This is a genomic window from Arthrobacter burdickii (genome assembly GCF_030433645.1).
Classification (GTDB): Bacteria; Actinomycetota; Actinomycetes; order Actinomycetales; family Micrococcaceae; genus Arthrobacter_D; species Arthrobacter_D burdickii.
This window is the reverse complement of sequence record NZ_JAROCG010000001.1, coordinates 834,485-853,408: the sequence shown is the minus strand read 5'-3', so window position 1 is coordinate 853,408 and position 18,924 is coordinate 834,485. Positions and strand designations below refer to the sequence as shown.

20 protein-coding genes are annotated in these 18,924 nt (G+C 68.5%); 9 read left to right on the top strand and 11 right to left on the bottom strand.

Annotation, left to right across the window (positions count from 1 at the left end; translation table 11 throughout):
- The first annotated feature begins 27 nt into the window (after positions 1-27).
- The 3 genes from P5G52_RS03945 (at position 28) to P5G52_RS03935 (ending at position 2,636) form a co-directional block, all read left to right on the top strand.
- Entirely contained in the window at positions 28-879 is an 852-nt protein-coding gene (locus P5G52_RS03945) for a glycoside hydrolase family 25 domain-containing protein (protein WP_301224870.1), read from the top strand.
- 468 nt (positions 880-1,347) lie between these two features.
- Complete coding sequence (locus tag P5G52_RS03940; RefSeq protein ID WP_301224869.1) at positions 1,348-1,845, top strand: hypothetical protein; 498 nt, start codon at positions 1,348-1,350, stop codon at positions 1,843-1,845.
- A complete protein-coding gene (locus P5G52_RS03935; RefSeq protein WP_301224868.1) occupies positions 1,845-2,636 on the top strand; it encodes a hypothetical protein in 792 nt (263 codons plus the stop codon). The genes P5G52_RS03940 and P5G52_RS03935 overlap by 1 nt, the downstream gene beginning before the upstream one ends.
- Positions 2,637-2,658: 22 nt before the next feature.
- On the opposite strand, the gene P5G52_RS03930 is transcribed toward P5G52_RS03935, so the two are convergent.
- The 4 genes from P5G52_RS03930 to P5G52_RS03915 all read right to left on the bottom strand — a co-directional run bounded on the left by P5G52_RS03930 (position 2,659) and on the right by P5G52_RS03915 (position 6,149).
- On the bottom strand, positions 2,659-3,783 hold the full coding sequence (locus tag P5G52_RS03930) for an alanine racemase (RefSeq protein ID WP_301224867.1): 1,125 nt from the start codon (positions 3,781-3,783) through the stop codon (positions 2,659-2,661).
- Positions 3,780-4,520 (bottom strand): GAF and ANTAR domain-containing protein, encoded by a 741-nt coding sequence (locus P5G52_RS03925; protein WP_301224866.1) that lies wholly within the window; start codon positions 4,518-4,520, stop codon positions 3,780-3,782. The genes P5G52_RS03930 and P5G52_RS03925 overlap by 4 nt, the downstream gene beginning before the upstream one ends.
- Positions 4,521-4,715: 195 nt before the next feature.
- Positions 4,716-5,369, bottom strand: a complete 654-nt coding sequence (locus P5G52_RS03920) for a thioredoxin-like domain-containing protein (RefSeq protein ID WP_301224865.1) — start codon at positions 5,367-5,369, stop codon at positions 4,716-4,718.
- 117 nt (positions 5,370-5,486) lie between these two features.
- A complete protein-coding gene (locus tag P5G52_RS03915; RefSeq protein ID WP_301224863.1) occupies positions 5,487-6,149 on the bottom strand; it encodes a DUF305 domain-containing protein in 663 nt (220 codons plus the stop codon).
- A gap of 151 nt (positions 6,150-6,300) precedes the next feature.
- Between P5G52_RS03915 and P5G52_RS03910 the strand changes: the two genes are divergently transcribed.
- The 3 genes from P5G52_RS03910 to P5G52_RS03900 are packed head-to-tail and all read left to right on the top strand — an operon-like array spanning position 6,301 to position 9,144.
- Positions 6,301-6,621 (top strand): metal-sensitive transcriptional regulator, encoded by a 321-nt coding sequence (locus tag P5G52_RS03910; RefSeq protein ID WP_301224861.1) that lies wholly within the window; start codon positions 6,301-6,303, stop codon positions 6,619-6,621.
- Positions 6,622-6,674: 53 nt separating this feature from the next.
- On the top strand, positions 6,675-6,899 hold the full coding sequence (locus P5G52_RS03905) for a heavy-metal-associated domain-containing protein (protein WP_301224859.1): 225 nt from the start codon (positions 6,675-6,677) through the stop codon (positions 6,897-6,899).
- 1 nt (position 6,900) lies between these two features.
- Positions 6,901-9,144, top strand: coding sequence for a heavy metal translocating P-type ATPase (locus tag P5G52_RS03900; RefSeq protein WP_301224857.1), 2,244 nt, complete (start codon positions 6,901-6,903; stop codon positions 9,142-9,144).
- A 46-nt stretch (positions 9,145-9,190) separates the two neighbouring features.
- Here P5G52_RS03900 and P5G52_RS03895 read toward each other — a convergent pair whose 3' ends face one another.
- From P5G52_RS03895 to P5G52_RS03880, 4 genes are read right to left on the bottom strand one after another with little or no spacing between them, the layout of a single operon-like run.
- A complete protein-coding gene (locus tag P5G52_RS03895) occupies positions 9,191-10,792 on the bottom strand; it encodes a gluconokinase (protein WP_301224855.1) in 1,602 nt (533 codons plus the stop codon).
- Positions 10,789-11,808, bottom strand: a complete 1,020-nt coding sequence (locus P5G52_RS03890; RefSeq protein ID WP_301224853.1) for an L-idonate 5-dehydrogenase — start codon at positions 11,806-11,808, stop codon at positions 10,789-10,791. Before P5G52_RS03890 ends, P5G52_RS03895 begins: the two co-directional genes overlap by 4 nt.
- A 55-nt stretch (positions 11,809-11,863) precedes the next feature.
- Positions 11,864-12,634: an SDR family oxidoreductase gene (locus P5G52_RS03885; RefSeq protein WP_301224851.1), complete on the bottom strand. Its 771-nt coding sequence runs from the start codon at positions 12,632-12,634 to the stop codon at positions 11,864-11,866.
- A complete protein-coding gene (locus P5G52_RS03880) occupies positions 12,634-14,016 on the bottom strand; it encodes a GntP family permease (protein ID WP_301224850.1) in 1,383 nt (460 codons plus the stop codon). Before P5G52_RS03880 ends, P5G52_RS03885 begins: the two co-directional genes overlap by 1 nt.
- Before the next feature lie 111 nt (positions 14,017-14,127).
- Here P5G52_RS03880 and P5G52_RS03875 point away from each other — a divergent pair, with 111 nt between their 5' ends.
- On the top strand, positions 14,128-14,835 hold the full coding sequence (locus P5G52_RS03875; protein WP_301224849.1) for a FadR/GntR family transcriptional regulator: 708 nt from the start codon (positions 14,128-14,130) through the stop codon (positions 14,833-14,835).
- A 43-nt stretch (positions 14,836-14,878) separates the two neighbouring features.
- Here the strand turns inward: P5G52_RS03875 and P5G52_RS03870 are convergent, their stop codons facing one another.
- The gene (locus tag P5G52_RS03870; RefSeq protein WP_301224847.1) at positions 14,879-15,622 is read right to left on the bottom strand and encodes a DUF72 domain-containing protein; all 744 of its coding nucleotides are present in this window, start codon (positions 15,620-15,622) and stop codon (positions 14,879-14,881) included.
- 109 nt (positions 15,623-15,731) lie between these two features.
- Between P5G52_RS03870 and P5G52_RS03865 the strand changes: the two genes are divergently transcribed.
- On the top strand, positions 15,732-16,388 hold the full coding sequence (locus P5G52_RS03865) for a dihydrofolate reductase family protein (RefSeq protein ID WP_301224845.1): 657 nt from the start codon (positions 15,732-15,734) through the stop codon (positions 16,386-16,388).
- Positions 16,389-16,477: 89 nt separating this feature from the next.
- Here the strand turns inward: P5G52_RS03865 and P5G52_RS03860 are convergent, their stop codons facing one another.
- Positions 16,478-16,975 carry a DUF4396 domain-containing protein gene (locus P5G52_RS03860; protein WP_301224843.1) on the bottom strand — a complete coding sequence of 166 codons (498 nt, stop codon included), beginning with the start codon at positions 16,973-16,975 and terminating at the stop codon, positions 16,478-16,480.
- Between the two features lie 174 nt (positions 16,976-17,149).
- Complete coding sequence (locus tag P5G52_RS03855) at positions 17,150-18,118, bottom strand: GlxA family transcriptional regulator (protein ID WP_301224841.1); 969 nt, start codon at positions 18,116-18,118, stop codon at positions 17,150-17,152.
- Positions 18,119-18,250: 132 nt separating this feature from the next.
- Here P5G52_RS03855 and P5G52_RS03850 point away from each other — a divergent pair, with 132 nt between their 5' ends.
- On the top strand, positions 18,251-18,904 hold the full coding sequence (locus tag P5G52_RS03850) for an isochorismatase family protein (protein ID WP_301224839.1): 654 nt from the start codon (positions 18,251-18,253) through the stop codon (positions 18,902-18,904).
- The last annotated feature ends 20 nt before the right edge of the window (positions 18,905-18,924 follow it).

Here is an 18,924-nt window from a genome sequence, read left to right as displayed (position 1 = left end):
ACCCCCGAAACGGACGTACCATCGGGCATGGCTCGTCTCGGAATGAAAATGGCATGCACGTTCCTGGCCCTGCTGGGACTGACGGTCACCGGAATGGCACCGGTGGCGGCAGCCCCGTCATCGGGAACCGCGGACCCGGTGGGCAACGACGTGTCCTGGCCCCAGTGCAGCAAGACGCTTCCCAGTTCGACAGCATTCGCGATCGTAGGCGTGAACGGCGGACTGGCCAACAACACCAACCCTTGCCTCGATGCCCAACTCAAGTGGGCCGCGGACGCTACGAGGACCTCCGCAGTAACTGCGCAGCCCAAAGTGGCTCTGTACGTGAACACCGCCAACCCAGGACATGCGGGCTCCTGGTGGCCGTCGTCCAACATCAATGACGACGGCAAGGTGGTGTCCAACCCCTACGGGAACTGCGCGGACGAAGTGCCAGGGACCGTCAGCCTCGCCTGCTCCTACATGTACGGCTACGTGAGAGCTTTCCAGGACGCTGCCGTCCGAGGCATACCGAAGACCGTCTCCTATTTCTGGTGGCTGGATGTGGAGACGGGCAACAGCTGGCAGACCGGCGCGAACGGCCCCGCCTTGAACCGGGCTGATCTGGAAGGAATGGTCGCCTACTTCCGGAGCATTCCGAGCTCCGGTGTCGGCATCTACTCGACGGGCTATCAGTGGGGAACCATCGCCGGGACCGTGCCACCCGGCACCCCCCTCTATGGATTGCCGAGTTGGCTGGCAGGTGCCAGGACCCTGCAGGGAGCGAAGTCGAATTGTTCTCTGCCTGGTCTGACGCCCACCAGCATCGTAAAAGTGACGCAGTACGTCTCGGCCGGACTCGATTACGACTACTCGTGCCCGTACCCGCAGGTCAAGTAAGCGTCCTCACGGAGTTGGCTGGCCACCCTGGCCCTTCCGATCAAAGACCCCGTCCCGTCGTCATCGAGCGCCCATAGACTCCCCCACCCGACGGGTGTACCTTTCGGCTGTGGAAGGCTTCGCGCATCTTCGAACGCCGACCGCGAGTTCGACGAACTGCGCGCGAGGGCATACGGGCCGCATGCCGATATCGGCGCCGACCCTCCGGCTCTCGCGAGGTTGCGCGAACTCGAGGCAGCGCACCGCGCTGACGTCGAGCGTGGGGCGGGTGCCCCCATGAGTGGAAGCCGTCGGGCGGATGCCCCTGCGAGCGAAAGCCGTCGGGCGCATGCCCCCACGAGCGATAGCGCAGCCGGTACGGATGTCGCGCCGACAGCGGCTCCCGCCAGCGCTGCCGCAGCAGGAGATCAGGTGGCCCCGGAGCCGACGGAGCCGGCGGCCGCCCCGCCGTCACAGCCAGTAAAGGCGGTGAAGGAAGGCTCGCCGCGGTCGCAACGGACGACGGCGACGAGGTGGAACCGCGTCGCGTGGACGGCTGGCGCATTGGTCGTCGCGGGCGGGATCGTCGCGACGACCTTCTTCTTATCAGCACCGCGTCCCGCGGCTACTCTGCACCCGACCGCGGTCGAGGCCGATAAGCAGGTCCGCGAACTGGTGGCCGTGGAAGTTCCCCTGTTCGAGATCGACACCTCGACCCTCCGCGCGTATGAGTCATATCGCGGCCTCGAGATCTGGTCCGCGGTGAACGCGTTCGGCTCGCCCTGTCTCGTGGCGGTGCACCGGGCAAGCGGCAGTCTGTCAGATGCGCGCTGCGCTCCGGCTCCGGCGGACCTCATCATGGATGTCTCGTCGTTCGGCGACGGATTCGAAGGATTCGACGGGCTCACCGGCGATGGCATTATCCGGTTCATGCTTCGTGGCGACACGGTGGATGCCTACGTCCACCTCATGCCGGAGGCAGCCTGATGGACGCATCCTCGCCCTCCTCGGATGCTGAGCGTGAACTGGGTGAACTCCGCAGGAGAGCGTACGGCCCGCACTCCGATATCCAAGCTGACCGCGCTGCCCTGGCGAGGCTGGCAGAACTGGAAACGGCAGGCACAGGGAACCCGCCTGAAGGCGACGACACCGAGATCGACGAACCCGCAGCAGCCGCGGAAAGCGTGCCGGTGGTCGACGTCGCCCGAACTGTGTCCGCAGCTGATCGGCGGGACCAGGCAGCCGGCATTGCGCCCGTGGTGGCGTCCAGCAACGACCCATCAAGGTCGCGTTGGCATTCCATCTGGCTTTACGCCACGGCCACACGCGCCCACCGCAGTTGGTCCGTGGCCGGCACGCTCGTGGTCCTTTTTGCCCTCGCGTACTCCTTGGAGTGGCTCATCGGACCGCATTCCGATGCCACATTGCATGCAACCGAACACGAGGCGGACGACGTGGTGTTCTTGATGCTGGACGTCCTGGGAGCCGACGTCGACCGCTCCAGCCTTCGCGGCTACGAACCGTATCGGGGAGTCGAACCCTGGTTCTCCGTGGACAGGCAGGGCCTTCAGTGCTTCATGATCATCGACCGCTCGGGCCCCACGGTCGACGGCGCCAATTGCGTGCCACCTGGGGTTGATCTTTTTGCGGACATCGGCGCGTGGCCCCTTTTGGGGGACGACTCCATGGATGGACTCCCGGACGGGAGCATTATCCGGTTCCACCACCGCGGAGACTCGGTGGACGTCTCCCTCTACCCCGCATCAGAGGCCGGCTGACGCTGCATGCAGGGGACGCGCCCTAGCTGTTCCGGCCTCGCGCCGCGACGGCCCAGCGCTCCTCTGCGACGCCGTCGCGCACCGCGAGCACCTCGTCCACGAGGTTGACGGTCAGGCACACGTGGTTGGGCACGACCCGCAGCCGCGCACCCAGCGGTGGTACGTCCTGTCCGGACGGCCACTCGACAGTGGCGTGATGCTCCGAGAGGGCCACGATGCGCGCATCCGGGTGGTCCAGGAGCCGTCCGTACCCTGTGGCCCATGCCGCACGGTCGGTGCCCAGGACCTTGCTGCCGGCATCCACGACGAACCGGGGCTCCCCTGCCGGTCCGGTCCGACGGCTGACGACCGTGCTTTCGACGGTGAGCGCGATGTCCTCCGGCCTGCAGTGGCCGAGTTCCCACTGCTGGGCGTCCCCGAACACGTAGACGCCCGGGCGCAGTTCGGTCAGGGTGTCGCCTGAGGACGAGAGAGCCGACGGCGTCGAGCCCCCACTGACCTCGAGCTCGGTGAAGCCGGCGTCCTGCAGGGAAACGGCGGCCGCCGACAGGGCCGCGTTCTCGTCAGCGACGGCCGGCGCCGCCGCGCCCGGCCCGTAGCTGTGGCCCGGGAAGGTGAACACCCCGGTGACAGACAGGCCCGCTGACGCCGCGGCCAGTGCGACGTCGGCGGCCTGGAGCGGCGGCACGCCGCTACGGTGGTGGCCGCTGTCGATCTCGACCCGCACCGCGACGCGTGAAGCGGCAGCTCCGAGGCTGCGGGCCACCTGCTGCGCACCCTCCGCGGAATCGACGCCCAGGGTCAGGCGGGCGACATCGGTCAGTGCGAGGAGCCGCCCCGCGGCCCGCTCGTCGACCCACAGCGGATAGGCGATGAAGATGTCCTCGATCCCGGTGGCGGCGAAGACCTCCGCCTCACCGATCGTCGCGACAGTCAGTCCGACGGCGCCGGCCGCCACCTGCCGGTGGGCGATCCCGGGAATCTTATGGGTCTTGGCATGCGGTCGCAGCGCGAGCCCATTCTTCGCCGCGAACGACGCCATGGCGGCGACATTGCGTTCCAGGATATCGACGTCCACGACGACGGCGGGAGTCGCTGCCGCGATGGGGGCTGCCGCGGTCGAAGCTCCGGTCGTCTGGCGGGTCACGCGTCGAAGTGGGTTTCGGGGAGTTGCTGGCCGATCGACGTGACGACCGCTGCGGCGATGTCCGCGAGCTTGACGTTCCGCCCGCTGGACGCGGCCTTGAGGATCGTCATCGCGGTGTCGTGGCTGCACCGGTTCTGCCCCATGATGATGCCGGCTGCGACGTCGATCGTGGTACGCGAATTCATCGCGGCCCGGAGTTGCTCGCCCGTATCGGCGAGATGCGCGACGCGGACAGCCATGCGGAGGGACTTCGAGGCTTCCCGGGCGAGGTCCACGGCGGCAGCGATGACCGCCTCGTCGAAGGCATTGGGCCGGGTCGAATACAGATCCAGGCCGGCTGCTGCGAGACCGTCGAGCGGGATCGGCACACCGAGCGCCGAGCGGACACCATGGTTGATGATGGCTCCCGTGTAGTCCCCGAAGCGGGATTCGCTGCGGAAGTCGGCGACGACATAGACCTGGCCCTCGCGGGCAGCCCGGATGCAGGGACCGTCGTCGAACTGGTACTGGACCTCGTCCATCAACCGCGCCTGCTCGCTGCTGCTCGCCACACTTCCCTTGGAGCGCGGGCGGAGGAGGGTGACCCCGCAGAACATTTCTTTGTCCTCCGACGACATGGCATCCGCGGCGAGCTTCGCCAACCCGTCGAGGAACTCGTTCACATCGGAGCTCTCCAGCACCATGTCCTGCAGCATCCCGGGCAGGGACACTTCGCCGAGTATCTGGTCGTCAGCCACTGCTATCCACCTTCTGCTCGCGTCGGGGCCGCCAGCGCGTGGCCCATTATTTCCCACGCTACCCGCATGGCGGGCCCGCGGGAAACAATCATCCTAACCCCCCGCCCAGTAGCCACGATCGGACCGAGTCAGGACCGAACGACGACGGCGCAGGCGCCCCTGCCGGCCCGCTGCGCCGTGCGCACGTGCCGGAGACTAGGAGGCGCGTCCCGCAGGCGTCAGGCCGCCGGAGCAGGCAGCGCCGGGCTCGCGGGTCTGCTCGCCCTGGATGTATTTGTCGAGGAAGGTGGCGAGCCGCGCATCGTCGGCGGAGTCGACCTTCAGCTGCAGGCCCCATGCGCTGGCGGCGACCGGGGAGTCGAGGTCCGGGTACGGGCTGAGCAGCACATAGGCGCGTGTACCCACGAGCTCGGTCAGCTTGTCGATCTCCTCCTGGCCGATGTCCGGGTTGTACGTGATCCAGACGGCGCCGTGCTCCATGGAGTGGACGGAGTTCTCGTTGGGCAGGGCCTCGGTGTAGACACCGCAGTTGGTCCAGATCGGAGCATGATTCCCTCCGACGGGAGGCGACTGCTCGTACTCGACGGGAGTATCGACGTGGTCGAACGTCACGTCGGGGTACTCCTGGACGCCCTCGATCGGCTGGGCCGCGGCGTCCTCCCGCTCGCGGTTGACCTGGACCTGATTCACGATCACGAGGGTCACCGCGATGATGATCGCCAGGATGACCGCGCCGATGCCGCCGAAGATCAGGGCGTTGCGCTTGCGCTCGCTCGCCCGCTGCTGGGCTTGGATGGCGGCCAGGCGCGCTTGGCGGTCCTGGTTCTCCTGAGACCGTTTCTTGTTCAACGAGGTGTCCTTCATGCTGGGGTGGCTGCGGCGTTCACCGCGGATCGGATAGCGCCGGAACCCAATGTACCGGCGAGGCCCGCCGGTCCCTTAACCGGCGCGGTTTGGGGGAATGCCCTACAGGGCGTCGAGCATGGTCTGCATCAGGGTGATCTCGGCCTGCTGGCCCGACTGGATCTTCGTGGCCAGCGAGCGCACCTGGTCGGTCTCCGCGAGTTCCGCGCCGGCTTCGGCCATCTCCACGCCCGCCGTGTGGTGGCTGATCATGAGGGTGAGGTAGAGCCGCTCCGCGTCCTCGCCGCGGGCTGCGCGGAGTTCGTCGAGCTGCTCCTCGGTGGCCATGCCGGGCATGAGCCCGTCGGGACCGAGCATCGAGGCGCCGTCGTTCCCGGACCCCATGTCCATGCCGGCGTGCTCGCCGGAGCCGGCGGCCATCCACTCCATGCGCGGCTGGGAGGTGCTCTGGCTGAGGTTCCACTCCTCGAGCCACGCATACATCTGCCCGGCCTGCTGCTGCTGCGTGAGGGCGATGTCGTAGGCGATCGCGCGGAGCGTCTCATCTGTGACGTTCTCGCGCACGATCATGGACATCTCGACGGCCTGGTTGTGGTGCACCTGCATGTCGCGGGCGAACCCCGCATCCGCGCTGGTGGTGCTGGGAAAGGAGGGGCCGGCGGAGACGCGTCCGGCCGTGAAGGCCAGTGCGAAGAGGGCCAGTACGGCGATTCCGGCGAGGAGCAGGAGGACTCGCTTCTGCCAGCCCGACAGCGAGAGGGTCATGGACGTCCTTGGGTTGGAGGTGTTCCGGTCAGCCACGGTACGGGACTCCGCTGGGCGTTCCCTCAACACGGGCAGTGCGAGGGAATAGTGTCCCGGGTTGGCCAGTTATACCCCCTGAGGGTATATTGAAGACGACACGAGGAGCGAATTCATGACCACCAGCACGCAGAACCCGACACCGCACGGCTACACCGCGGACAAGGACGCGTACCTCAAGAGGTTGCGCCGTATCGAAGGCCAGGTGCGTGGCATCGCCCGCATGGTCGAGGAGGACCAGTACTGCATCGACATCCTCACGCAGGTAGCGGCCGTCAACAAGGCTCTCCACGCCGTGTCGATGGGCCTGCTCGAGGAGCACATCTCGCACTGTGTCGTCGGAGCAGCCCAGGAAGCCCAGAACTCCGGCAGCAGCGACGCCGTGCAGGAGAAGGTCCAGGAGGCGACGGCGGCGATCGGCCGGCTCCTGCGCTAGCAGAACCCCATCCAGTTACACCCCAGCCCCATCCGATCCTTCAGGAGGACACCATGAGCACCACCACGATCAGCATCACCGGCATGACCTGCGGCCACTGCGTCAGCGCCGTGAAGAATGAACTCTCGGAACTCCCCGGCGTCGAGAACGTCGACGTCGACCTCGTCAACGGCGGCACCTCCACGGCCACCATCTCGTCCTCCGCTCCGCTGGACGCCGCGTCGATCGACGAAGCCGTCGCCGAGGCCGGCTACAGCGTGGTGCCCGCGGGTTCCTGACATGGCGACCCAGCAGATTCCGGTGCAGGGCACGGAGCAGGAGCAGCGCGTCGTGGAGCTCTCCATCCAGGGCATGACGTGCGCCTCCTGCGTGGCACGCGTCGAGCGGAAGCTCGGCAAGCTCGACGGCGTGGAGGCGAGCGTCAACCTCCCTCTGGAGAGCGCCGTCGTCCGGGTCCCCGCGTCCGTGAGCGACCAGGACCTGATCGACACGGTCGTGGCGACGGGCTACGGCGCCCACGTGGTGCATCCGGACTCCGCGGGAACGGGCGATCACGACTCCGCGCCGTCGCTCCTCGGAGCCCGCCTGGTCCTGGCCGCCATCCTGTCCGTGCCGGTGCTGCTGATCTCCATGGTTCCCGCCCTCCAGTTCCCGGACTGGGGCTGGGTGGTGTTCGCACTGTCGCTGCCGGTGGTGACCTGGTCCGCCTGGCCGTTCCACCGGGCCGCCGCCATCAACGCACGCCACCTGTCCTCCACCATGGACACGCTCGTCTCGATCGGCGTCACGGCGGCCTTCCTCTTCTCGGCCTGGCAGCTCTTCGCGGATCCGGCCATGACCCGGCACGCGGGCATGGCCGGCATGGAGACCTCCGCCCTCTACTTCGAGGTGGCCACCGTCGTCGTGACGTTCCTGCTGCTCGGCCGCTTCCTCGAAGCGTCCGCCAAGCACCGCGCCGGGGATGCCCTGAAGTCGCTCCTGGACCTCGGCGCCAAGGAGGCCCACGTGCTGCGCACCGTCGACGGCGAGCGCACCGAGGTCACGCTTCCCGCCAACGCGCTGATCCCGGGCGATGAGTTCGTCGTCCGCCCGGGCGAGAAGATCGCTACCGACGGCGTCGTCACCGAGGGCGCCAGCGCCGTCGACACCGCCCTGCTGACGGGTGAGAGCGTCCCGGTCGAGGTCACTCCGGGAGACGTCGTCACGGGTGCCACGATCAACACGTCCGGCCGGCTCGTGGTGAGGGCCACCCGCGTCGGCGCCGATACGGTCCTGTCCTCCATGGGGCGCCTCGTCAGCCAGGCGCAGAGCGGCAAGGCGCGGATCGCACGGCTCGCGGACCGCATCAGCGCGGTCTTCGTCCCGGTGGTCCTCGTTCTCGCGATGCTCACCTTCGTCCTGTGGCTCGTGCTCACCGGCGACCTCGACGCGGCCTTCACCGCGTCCGTCACCGTCCTGGTGATCGCCTGCCCGTGCGCCCTCGGCCTCGCGACACCGACGGCGCTGCTGACGGGCACCGGCCGCGGCGCCCAGCTCGGCATCCTCATCCGCGGGCCGCAGGTCCTCGAGGACACCCGGACCGTGGACACCATCGTGCTGGACAAGACCGGCACGGTCACCACCGGCACCATGGCCGTCGACGACGTCGTCGTCCTGTCGGACATCTTCGCCACCGACCTCCTGCGGCTCGCAGGAGCCGTCGAGGCCGCGAGCGAGCACCCGATCGCCCAGGCCATCGCCCTGCACGCCGCCGGGAACGGCAGGCTTCCGGAAGCACACGACTTCTCGAGCGCCCCCGGAGGCGGCGTCCGCGCGACCGTCGGGGATGTCGTCGTCACGGCCGGACGGACCGGCTGGCTCGACCGGAACGGCATCCGTCCCACCGGGACGCAGGCGGCCGCCCTCCGTGCCGCGGAAGACGCGGGCACGACGGCGGTATGGGTCGCCGTCGACGGCGACGTCGCCGGATTCATCACGCTGTCCGATACCGTCAAGGACGGTTCGGCCGCCGCCATCGGGCGCCTGCGCCGCCTCGGCCTGCGGCCCGTCCTGCTCACGGGCGACAACCGCGCGGTCGCCCTGCAGGTGGCAGCGACCGTCGGGATCGACGCCGCGGACGTTCGGGCAGGCGTGACCCCGGCCGGCAAGGTCGACGCCATCCGGGAGCTGCAGGCCGCCGGGGCGACCGTGGCCATGGCGGGCGACGGCGTCAACGACGCCGCGGCCCTGGCCCAGGCGGACCTCGGCATCGCGATGGGCTCGGGCACCGACGTCGCCATCGAGGCGGCCGACCTCACCGTGATGGGCAACAGCCTGGAGCAGGTGGCCCAGGCCATCGAGCTCTCGCGACGCACGCTGGGCACCATCAAGGGCAACCTGTTCTGGGCCTTCTTCTACAACGCCGTCGGCATCCCCGTCGCGGCACTGGGCCTGCTCAACCCGATGCTGGCCGGGGCGGCCATGGCTGCGAGCTCCGTGCTCGTCGTCGCCAACTCGCTGCGGCTGCGCAGCTTCGGCAAGTAGGTCCAGCCGCCGGGACGCCGCGAGGTTCCGCCGGCACCCCCAAGGGTCATGTGGAGGAACTGCCCCCGGCCGGCCCGCCTGTGCCGAGGTCGAGGTCGAGGTCGATCGGGAGTGACGGGGCGAGCCGGCGCAGCGACGTGAAGGTGGGCACGAGGGCGTCGTACAGCTCGGCGAAGACCGGCAGCAGCGAGGCGTACACCGCCGCTGCAGCCGGTTGCGGCCGCACGGTCTCCTCGATCTCGATCATGTCGGCGACGACATCGATCGATTCGATGAGGCCGAGGGCCTCCATCCCGAGCAGCGCCGCACCGAATCCGGAGCCCTCCTGCCCGTGGGCGAAGTCGATCGGCATCCCGAACGTGTCGGCGAGGATCTGGCGCCAGAGCGGGCTGCGCATGACGCCCCCGGTGGCCCGGATGCGGTTGACCTCGAGTCCGGCGGACCGCATGGAATGCAGCACCAGCGCCAGCTGCAGGCTGACTCCCTCGAGTGCCGCCCGCACCAGGTGCTCGCGGCGGTGGGCCCGGCTGAGGCCGACGTAGGCGCCGCGCGGCAGCGAGCTCCAGTGGGGAGCCCGCTCGCTGAGGAGGTACGGCAGCATCAGCAGTCCTCCCGACCCGGGGGCCACGCGTGCTGCCAGTGCCAGCAGTTCCTCCTCGGGGGGCTCGGCCAGGTCCGGGGCGAGTGCATCGCCCGCCCACCCCAGCACCACTCCGCCGTTGTTGATCGCACCGCCGACCACCCACCGGGTGGAGGTGAGCGCGTAGCAGAACACGCCGCCGAGCGGGTCGACCGCGGGGCGCTCGACCGCCACACGCAGGGCCCCGCTGGTACCGATCGAGCACGCCGCGACGCCGGGGCGCACCGCACCGACCCCCAGGTTGGCGAGTGGACCGTCCGCGGCACCGACGACCACGGGCGTCGCGGCGGGCAGGCCCACTGCGGCCGCGGTGTCGTCGGTCAGCGCGGGCAGCATCGCGGTGGTGGGGACGATCTCCGGCAGCTGCTCGGGCAGGATGCCGGCAATCGCGAGGGCCTCCTCGTCCCACGACAACGTGGCCATGTTCATCAGGCCGGTCGCCGAAGCGATGGAGTGGTCAACGACCAGCGCGCCGCACATGTTCAGGAGCACGAATTCCTTGATGCCGACCCAGAACCCGACACCCTCGCACAGCTTCGGCTCCTGCTCCCGGAACCACACGAGCTTGGGCAGGGGTGACATCGGATGCACGGGTGTCCCCGTCCGCCGGTGCAGGGCGAGCCCCCCGACCGAGGCGCGCAGGCGCTCGGCCTGGACGCGGGACCGCGTGTCGGCCCAGGTGATGACCTGGGTCAGCGGTTTCCCGGTCGGGGACAGCCCGATGACGCTGTGCATCGCCGAGCTGAAGGAGAGCCCCGCGACGCGGTGGGCGCCCACCTGGTTCACGACCTCGCGCACCGACTCGAGCGCCGCGGCCAGGATGAGCAGCGGGTCCTGGACGGCGTGCCCCGGGTGGGGCTCCTCCAGCGGGTAACCCACCGAATGGGACGCCTCGAGCGTCCCGTCCGTGCGGAAGGCCACCGCCTTGGTATTGGTCGTGCCGAGGTCTACGCCGATCACGACCGGCGCAGTACCGGGGCGGGAACTGCCGGCTGCAGGGGTGGTCATTGCTCGCCGGTCCACAGGGAGATGATGACCTTGCCGGAGGCTTCGGAGTCCTTGGCGACGGCGAAGGCCTCGAGCGCCTGGCCGGCCGGCAGCTCATGGGTGATGACGTCCTCGATGCCCGGGGTGTCGAGGAGCAGTTCGATGGCGTGGTCGATCTCGTCGTCGAACCGGAAGGCTCCGCGGAGCTGGAGCTCCTTGGAGATCAGCGGGGCGAGATTGATGCCCCGAGGTTCGTTGGGGACCATCCCCACCTGGACGACGACGGCCGCCCGGCGCGCGGCCAGCAGGGCAGCACTGACGGCTGCGGGAACGCCGGAGCACTCGAGCACGACGTCGAACGCCAGAGCCGGCAATTCGTCGGTGCCGATCTGGACGGTGGAGTGGGCTCCGAGCCGTCGGGCGCGTTCCAGGGGTCCGGGCAGCACATCGGTGGCGGTGACCTCGGCCGCGCCCTCCGCGATGCAGGCGGCCGTGGCGAGGAGACCGATCGGCCCCGATCCCGATACGAGCACCCGCTTGCCCCGGACTCCTCCGGCGACCGTGATCCCGTGCAGTGCCACGGCGAGCGGCTCGGCGAGAGCCGCCCGACGCAGCGACAGGCCGGCAGGGAGGGGGCGCACCATGTCCTTGTCGACGAGCAGGAACTCGCTCATCCCACCCTGGGTGTGCGGCCAGGTGGACGCGCTGCCGAGGTAGGCGCCCCCGGGCCACAGGTGGCGGCGGTCCTCGATGCCGGGCTCGGGGCTTCCGAAGGTAGCCGGGTGGACGGTCACCGGGGTACCCGGAGCGAGGTCACCGGAAGGGTCCGCGTCCACGGTGCCGGACACCTCGTGACCCGGAACGAGCGGTTCGCGCACGACGTACTCTCCGTTGGCGCCCTCGTTGTAGTAGTGGAGGTCGGACCCGCAGACGCCACCGAAGGCCATCCGGAGCCGGACCTGCCCGGGACCGGGCTCCGGCGTCGGAAGCTCGGTCTCGACGAGATCGAGCTTTCCGTTGATGACGAGCGCTCTCATGTGATGCCTTCCCTTTCAGTTCCACGCACGGCGACCGCGGCCGCCGGCGAGGGCGTCAGACGACAGAGGTCATTCCGCCGTCGACGAAGATGTTCTGGCCGGACACGAACGTCGATGCGTCGGAGGCCAGGTAGATGAGGGTCCCGATGAGCTCCTCGAACTTCCCCCACCGCTGGGCGGGGGTGCGGTTGATGACCCAGGTGTTGAAGGCCTCGTCCTCGACCAGCGCCCGGTTCATCTCGGTCGCGAAGTACCCCGGCGAGATCGCATTGACCTGGATGTTGAACCGGGCGAGGTCGGCCGCCATGCCCTTGGTCAGCATGACCACACCGCCCTTGGTCGCGGAGTACGGGGCGATGGTCTGCCGGGCGAGCATCGACTGGACCGAGCCGATGTTGATGACCTTGCCCGAGCCACGCTCCGCCATCCGCCGGGTGACCTGCCGGGAGACGTAGAAGACGCTCGACAGGTTCGTCGTGACGATGGCGTCCCAGTCGGCCGGGTCGAAGTCGTTGAACGGCGCGCGCCGCTGGATACCGGCATTGTTGACGAGGATGTCCGGCACGCCATGCTCCGCGACGAGCGCCGCGATACCTTCAGCGGCCGCGTCGGCATCCGTGACGTCGAACGTCGTGGTGGCCGGGACGGTGCCGGTTGCGTCGCCGATGCCGTCGGCGGCCTTCGCCACGGCCTCCGCGTCGCGTCCGTGCACCACGACGCGCGCGCCGGACTGGGCCAGGCCCGTGGCGAGGGCATACCCCAGGCCTCGGGAGGAGCCGGTGACCAGTGCCAGCCGGCCCGTGATGTCGAAGGCGCCGGGTGTCATCAGCCGAGCCAGAAGACGAGGAGCGTCAGTCCGAATCCGGCCACGGATTCGAGTGACTGCTGAACGGTCCAGGTCTTCAGCGTGGTCTTCACGTCCATGCCCATGAGCCGGCCGACGAGCCAGAAGCCGGAGTCGTTGACGTGGCTGGCGAATACGGATCCGGCCGCGCTCGCGAGCGTGATGGCGACGATCTCGAGGGGGCTGAACCCGCCGGCGACCACGGCGGGGGCCATGAGTCCGGCGGTGGTGACGAGTGCCACGGTGGCCGAGCCCTGCGCCACGCGGAGGATGACGGCGATGATGTAGGCGGCGAGGATGATCGGCAGGCCGATGGAGGCGAGGGAGTCCGAGAGCGCGTCGCCGATACCGGAAGCGCGCAGCACGCCCCCGAACATGCCGCCGGCACCAGTGATGAGGATGACGGAGCAGACCGGGCCGAGCGCGGAGTCGAGCACCTTCTCCAGGGCCGTGCCGTTCTCGCCGCGCCGGTGCCCCAGGACAGCGGTCGCGACGAGCACGGAGATGAGCAGCGCCACAGGCGATGAGCCGATGACCGTCAGGACCTGCACCCAGGTCTGCTGCTCGGCGTCGACGACGCCCGCGGCGTCGAGGAAGTCCAGGCCGGTGTTCATGAAGATGAGCACGAGTGGCAGCAGCAGCATCCCGACGACGGTGGAGAACTTGGGCGGGTTGACCGGCTGGTCCTCATCGACCGCACCGAACAGTGCCGGCACCGGAAGGATGTACTTGGTGGCGACGAACTTGCCCCACAGGTAACCCGTCACGTACCAGACCGGGAAGGCGATCAGCAGGCCGACCAGGAGCACCAGCCCGATATTCGCGCCGTAGAGCTCGGTCGCTGCGACAGGACCGGGGTGCGGCGGCACGAAGACGTGCATGACCGAGAAGGCCGTGGCGGCGGGGATGCCGTACAGCAGCACGTTGGTGCCGCCCATGCGCCGGGCGACGGCGAAGATGATGGGCAGCATGACGATCAGGCCGGCGTCGAAGAAGATCGGGAAGCCCATGATCAACGACGCGAGGCCGAGTGCGAACGGCGCCCGCCGTTCACCGAAGACGTCTACGAGCTTGTCGGCGAGGACCCGGGCCCCACCGCTGTGCTCGATCATCTTCCCAAGCATCGCCCCGAGCCCGATCAGCAGTGCGACGGACCCGAGGGTGGTGCCGAAGCTCGTCACCAGCGTGGTGACGATCCCGCTGGCAGGGATGCCCGCGGCGAACGCGGTCACGAGCGAGACGAGGACCAGCGTGAGGAACGCGTGCACCTTGAATCGAATGACCAGGACGAGGATCAGGGCGATCGCGCCCGCCGCGATGCCCAGCAGGGGTCCAGCCCCCAGTGTTTGGGTCCAATCTTCCACAGAACTCTCCGTTGATGTTCAGCCCCCCGTGGGGCGGTTTTGCGCTTGGAGCGATAGTGTGTCACAAAGATCACACTTACAGCAAGAAAGATGACACCTTTGAGTCGCAGCATGCCAAACCTGTCACCCGCTCCGGTGCTGCACAATTCCATCCTCGAACGTCTCGGCACGGAGATCGTCCAGGGCGTCCGACCGCCCGGCAGCGTGATCACGCTCGCCCGACTGGAGGACGAGGCCGGGGTCTCCCGGACAGTGATCCGTGAGGTCGTACGGATTCTCGAATCGATGGGCATGGTCGAGTCCCGGCGGCGCGTGGGTGTGACCGTACTCCCCGCCGCGTCGTGGAGCGTCCTGGATCCCCAGCTCATTCGCTGGCGGCTGACGGGAGCGGAACGGCACGCCCAGCTCCACCGGCTGACCGAGATGCGGCTCGCCCTCGAACCGACGGCCGCCCGCCTCGCCGCGCGCCGGGCGACCGCTGAAGTAGGAATAGAGCTGCTCGAACTCGCCAGTCGCCTGCGTATCCTCGGAGAGGCGGGCCAGGGCCATGAGCAGCCCTACCTGGAGGCCGACATCGCGTTCCACGCATTGCTGCTGGCAGCAAGCGGTAATGACATGATCGCCTCCCTGCACGGAATCGTGACGGAGGTGCTGGCGGGCCGGACCGACCTCGGCCTGAGTCCGGCAGACCCGGTCCCCGATGCGTTCGACAACCACGAGGCCATCGCCCGCGCCATCATGGACCGCGACGAAGACCGTGCTGAGCAGTACGCCAAGGCCGTCGTCATGGAGGTGTGGCAGGAACTGGGCAACATCTGAGCGATTCGGCGGTTCCCGTTCCGGCAGTCCGGGCGCCCGCGAATCAGCCGGGCAGGCCTGCGTGGACCAGTCCCCGGAGCGTTTCCGCGTTCCGCACGGCGTGGCCGCCGCCGTCGTTGTTGAAATAGACGTAGACGTCCCGGCCGGAACGGTGCCACTCCAGGATCCGCTCCGCCCACCAGCGCAGATCCGCATCCGAGTACGAGCCCGCGTACAGATGCTCGTGGTCCGGCCCGTGCAGCCGCACGTACACGAAGGGCGCCGTCGTCTTCAGGATGCACGGCAGGCCGGCGCCGCTCATCACGCAGTACGCGGCCTGGTGTCGCCCGAGCAACTCGTAGACGGCGTCGTCGTCCCAGCTTTCGTGGCGGAACTCGACGGCCACCCGGATCCACCACGGCACCCGGGACAGGAAGTAGTCGAGGCGGGCGTCGTCGCGCTCCATGGTCGGCGGGAGCTGGACGAGCAGGACCGCTCGCCGGTCGCCCAGCTCATGCCAGCAGCGGGCGATCCGCTCGATCCAGACCTCCGGCGCGTACAGCTTCTTACCGTGCGTGAGCCCGCGCGGCGCCTTCACGGACAGCGCGAACCCGGGGGGAAGACGACGGTGCCATCCGGCGAAGGTCGTATCGCGCGGCCAGCGGTAGAAACTGGCGTTCAGCTCCACCGTGTCGAATCGTGCCACGTAGTGGTCCAACCGCTTCGCCGACGGCGTGCCCTGCGGATAGCAGATGCCGTTCCAGTGGTCGTAACTCCATCCGGAGGTACCGATGCGGATTTCGCTCACCGTCGCCACACTACCCAGCACCGTCCGCTCCCGTTCTTTCGTCGTCGGTCTTGAGCGTCGGGTTCGGGCACCGTACGGTGTTCGAACGGCAAGCACATCAGGAGATGACATGTCCCTCGTCCGCGTGCACAACTTCTCGGTCTCCCTCGATGGCTTCGGCACCGGCGAGGGCCAGCAACTCGACGCCCCCTTCGGCCACGCGGGCTCGCGGCTGATGGAGTGGGCTTTCGAGACCCGCACCTTCCGCGAGATGGGCCTCCCTGGGGAGTCGGAGGGATCCTCGGGCGTCGACGAGGCGTTCGCCCGCGGGTGGGCGCCCGGAATCGGCGTGGAGATCATGGGGCGCAACAAGTTCGGTCCTCACCGCGGGCCCTGGGAGGACGAGGAATGGAAGGGCTGGTGGGGAGACAACCCCGTCTTCCACACCCCTGTCGTGGTGCTCACCCACCATCCCCGGCCGGTACTCGAGATGGAGGGCGGGACGACCTTCCACTTCGTCGACGCCGATCCCGGGTCCGCACTCGAGCAGGCCCGCGCCCTGGCGGGCGACCTCGACGTCCGGATCGGTGGCGGCGTCAGCACCATCCGACAGTTCCTGGAGGCCGACCTGATCGACTCCATGCACATCGTCGTCGTGCCGATCGTCCTGGGCCGGGGCGAACGGCTCTGGGAGGGGCTCGAAGGACTCGAAGACCGCTTCGAGATCGAGACGACCCCTTCCCCGCGCGGAGTGCTGCATATGGTCTTCACGCGGAGGGCCCGGTAGGCCGCTCGGGAGCGGTTACCCCTCCGACAACCGTTCGGGGAAGGTCCTTGCCCGGTCGATGAACCGGCAGCGACCGCCCGGGCGGTAGATCAGTGGTGGTACTGGTGGACGACGGCGTGGCCCTTACCGCGGCTGATCAGCCAACGGTTCACGGGGGTTGTGATCAGGAAGGCCAGGACCAGCGAGGCGGCAAGGGACATCCAGAACAGGACAGAGGCGATGCCGGCGTCCATGGCACCAGGGATGGTGAGCATGGCGGTGTTGTCGATGATCTCCATCACCGTGATGGAGATGGTGTCCGCCGCGAGAGCTACCTTCAGTGCGCTGCGCCAGGGCACTCCGGCACGGAGGACTCCGCGCATCGTGAGTGCGTAGCCGAAGACGAACGCCAGTGCGACGGACAGGACGACCGTCGCCAGGTCGTGCAGGCCGAGGCTGGTGCCGATCACCATGCCCAGGACCTCACCGATGGCACATCCGGTCAGGCAGTGCAGGGTCGCTGTCGCGGCCATCGACCAGGACGTCGCCGCCGGCCCTCCGTCATGGGCGTGGTGGTCATGGTGTCCGGAATGCAGGTGCTCGCTCATTCTTCCTTCTCCTTCAGCTGGTGCCGTACGCGACTGCAGCACGCAGTCCCCTGTCACCGCCTGGTACCCCCCAGGGGTATAAGAGTAGCATATACCCCTGGGGGGTACCAAGACCACCCTGCCCTCCGGCATCGGCTCGGATCTCTCCGGTGAACCCGCCCCGGTATCCGGCACTTAATCTCCCAGAGCACCGGGTGCGGGAAGTGCGTCGAAGCGTCGTCGGTATTCCGTGGGCGTGGTCCTGAACGCTGCCGCGAAGTTCTGCCGCATCGTGACGGCGCTGGCGAACCCGCTGGCATCAGCGACCTGGTCCATGGGCAGGTTCGTCTCCTCGAGCAGCCTGCGGCTCTCGTCGAGCCTCCTGCTGCGCACCCACGCTGCAGGGGTCGCCCCGGTGCTCGCACGGAAGGTCCGGACGAAGGTACGCCGACTCATATGAGCCCGTACCGCCAACTGTTCGATGGTCAGCGGCTCGGCGAGGTTCTGGAGCGCCCACTCGAGCACTGCCGAGACCGGGTCCTCGCCACGCTGGGGTGGAAGGGGACGCTCGATGTACTGGGCCTGGCCCCCCTCGCGGTGCGGTGCCACGACAAGCGCACGCGACACCGAGTTGGTCGCCGCCGCACCGAGATGCCTGCGGACCAGGTGCAGGCAGGCGTCGATGGCCGAAGCGGTCCCGGCCGACGTGATGACGTCCCCGTGATCGATGTACAGGACTGATGCGTCCGTCCGGACGCTCGAACGCCGCTCTGCCAGGGCATCCACGACCTTCCAGTGCGTGACCGCCTGCCGCCCATCGAGCAACCCGGTGTCAGCAACGGGAAGAGCACCCATGCAGAGCCCCGCGATCGTCGCACCACGCTCGTGGGCTGCCCTCAGGACATCCTGCAGCCCGTCCCCGGCGACCCTTCCGTCGTCGAACCACGAAGGCACGACGACGATGTCGGCGTCACCGGAGACCTGCGGTCCCGCAACGCCGCTGATGAGGTAGCCCTCCGCGGTCCTGACAGCCCCCGCCCTGTCCGAGAACAGGGTCGTCGTCCACTGCTCGTACCCCTGCCGCCTGACCTCGTCGAAGACCATCTGCGGCACCGCGAGATGGAACATCGGCACGCCGTCGAAGGCGTAGATGGCGATGTGCACGCATCCTCCGATCAAGATGTTGGCGCAAATCCATCGTAGGTCAGCAGTCGTGCCACTTCTATCGGAAGGGGGCGGGGCGAAGAATGAAGGAATGCCGTCGCCGGACGGCACCGGAAACCAAGGAGAACCCCCATGACCGCACTCCGTCGCGCACTCGTTATCGTCGACGTCCAGCAGCAGTACTTCGACGGCCCGCTGGAGATCCAGTACCCGCCGCACACCGAATCGCTGCCGAACATCGTGCGGGCGATCGACGCCGCCACTGCTGCAGGCATTCCCGTCGTCGCCGTCCAGCACAGCGCGGGAGAAGGCGCTCCCGTCTTCGACCCGGCGTCTCCGCAGTTCGCACTCCACCCCGAGGTGGAGCAGCGCAAGGCAGAGAGCTGGAAGTCGCTCACCAAGCAGTACGGCTCCGTGTATGCCGGCACCGATCTCGCGGACTGGCTGCGAGGGCAGCAGATCGACACGGTCACCCTGGTCGGCTACATGACGAACAACTGCATCCTTGCCTCCTCCGTCGAGGCAGAGTTCCTCGGCATCGGCACCGAGGTCCTGTCGGACGGTACCGGCGCCATCAACCTCGCCAACGAGGCGGGCTTCGCGCCCGCACAGGCCGTGCACCAGACGCTGATGGCCCTGCTGAACTCCAACTGGGCCAAGGTCTCCACGACCGAGGCATGGACCCGGGCGCTCGCGGCCGGACAGCCGCTGGCGGGAAGCGACCTGGGCAGCTCCGCCATGGCCGGCGCCGAGCGCGCTTCGCAGACGGACGACGTGCGGGTATGAGCCAGCGCTCAGGTGTCGCG

What these genes read in the sequence shown, in the direction of transcription:
- P5G52_RS03860 (WP_301224843.1), bottom strand. Translation starts at nt 16,975, where the DNA reads ATGAGCGAGCACCTGCATTCCGGACACCATGACCACCACGCCCATGAC.
- P5G52_RS03910 (WP_301224861.1), top strand. Translation starts at nt 6,301, where the DNA reads ATGACCACCAGCACGCAGAACCCGACACCGCACGGCTACACCGCGGAC.
- P5G52_RS03905 (WP_301224859.1), top strand. Translation starts at nt 6,675, where the DNA reads ATGAGCACCACCACGATCAGCATCACCGGCATGACCTGCGGCCACTGC.
- P5G52_RS03875 (WP_301224849.1), top strand. Translation starts at nt 14,128, where the DNA reads ATGCCAAACCTGTCACCCGCTCCGGTGCTGCACAATTCCATCCTCGAA.
- P5G52_RS03885 (WP_301224851.1), bottom strand. Translation starts at nt 12,634, where the DNA reads ATGACACCCGGCGCCTTCGACATCACGGGCCGGCTGGCACTGGTCACC.
- P5G52_RS03865 (WP_301224845.1), top strand. Translation starts at nt 15,732, where the DNA reads ATGTCCCTCGTCCGCGTGCACAACTTCTCGGTCTCCCTCGATGGCTTC.
- P5G52_RS03945 (WP_301224870.1), top strand. Translation starts at nt 28, where the DNA reads ATGGCTCGTCTCGGAATGAAAATGGCATGCACGTTCCTGGCCCTGCTG.
- P5G52_RS03895 (WP_301224855.1), bottom strand. Translation starts at nt 10,792, where the DNA reads ATGACCACCCCTGCAGCCGGCAGTTCCCGCCCCGGTACTGCGCCGGTC.
- P5G52_RS03915 (WP_301224863.1), bottom strand. Translation starts at nt 6,149, where the DNA reads ATGACCCTCTCGCTGTCGGGCTGGCAGAAGCGAGTCCTCCTGCTCCTC.
- P5G52_RS03900 (WP_301224857.1), top strand. Translation starts at nt 6,901, where the DNA reads ATGGCGACCCAGCAGATTCCGGTGCAGGGCACGGAGCAGGAGCAGCGC.
- P5G52_RS03890 (WP_301224853.1), bottom strand. Translation starts at nt 11,808, where the DNA reads ATGAGAGCGCTCGTCATCAACGGAAAGCTCGATCTCGTCGAGACCGAG.
- P5G52_RS03850 (WP_301224839.1), top strand. Translation starts at nt 18,251, where the DNA reads ATGACCGCACTCCGTCGCGCACTCGTTATCGTCGACGTCCAGCAGCAG.
- P5G52_RS03935 (WP_301224868.1), top strand. Translation starts at nt 1,845, where the DNA reads ATGGACGCATCCTCGCCCTCCTCGGATGCTGAGCGTGAACTGGGTGAA.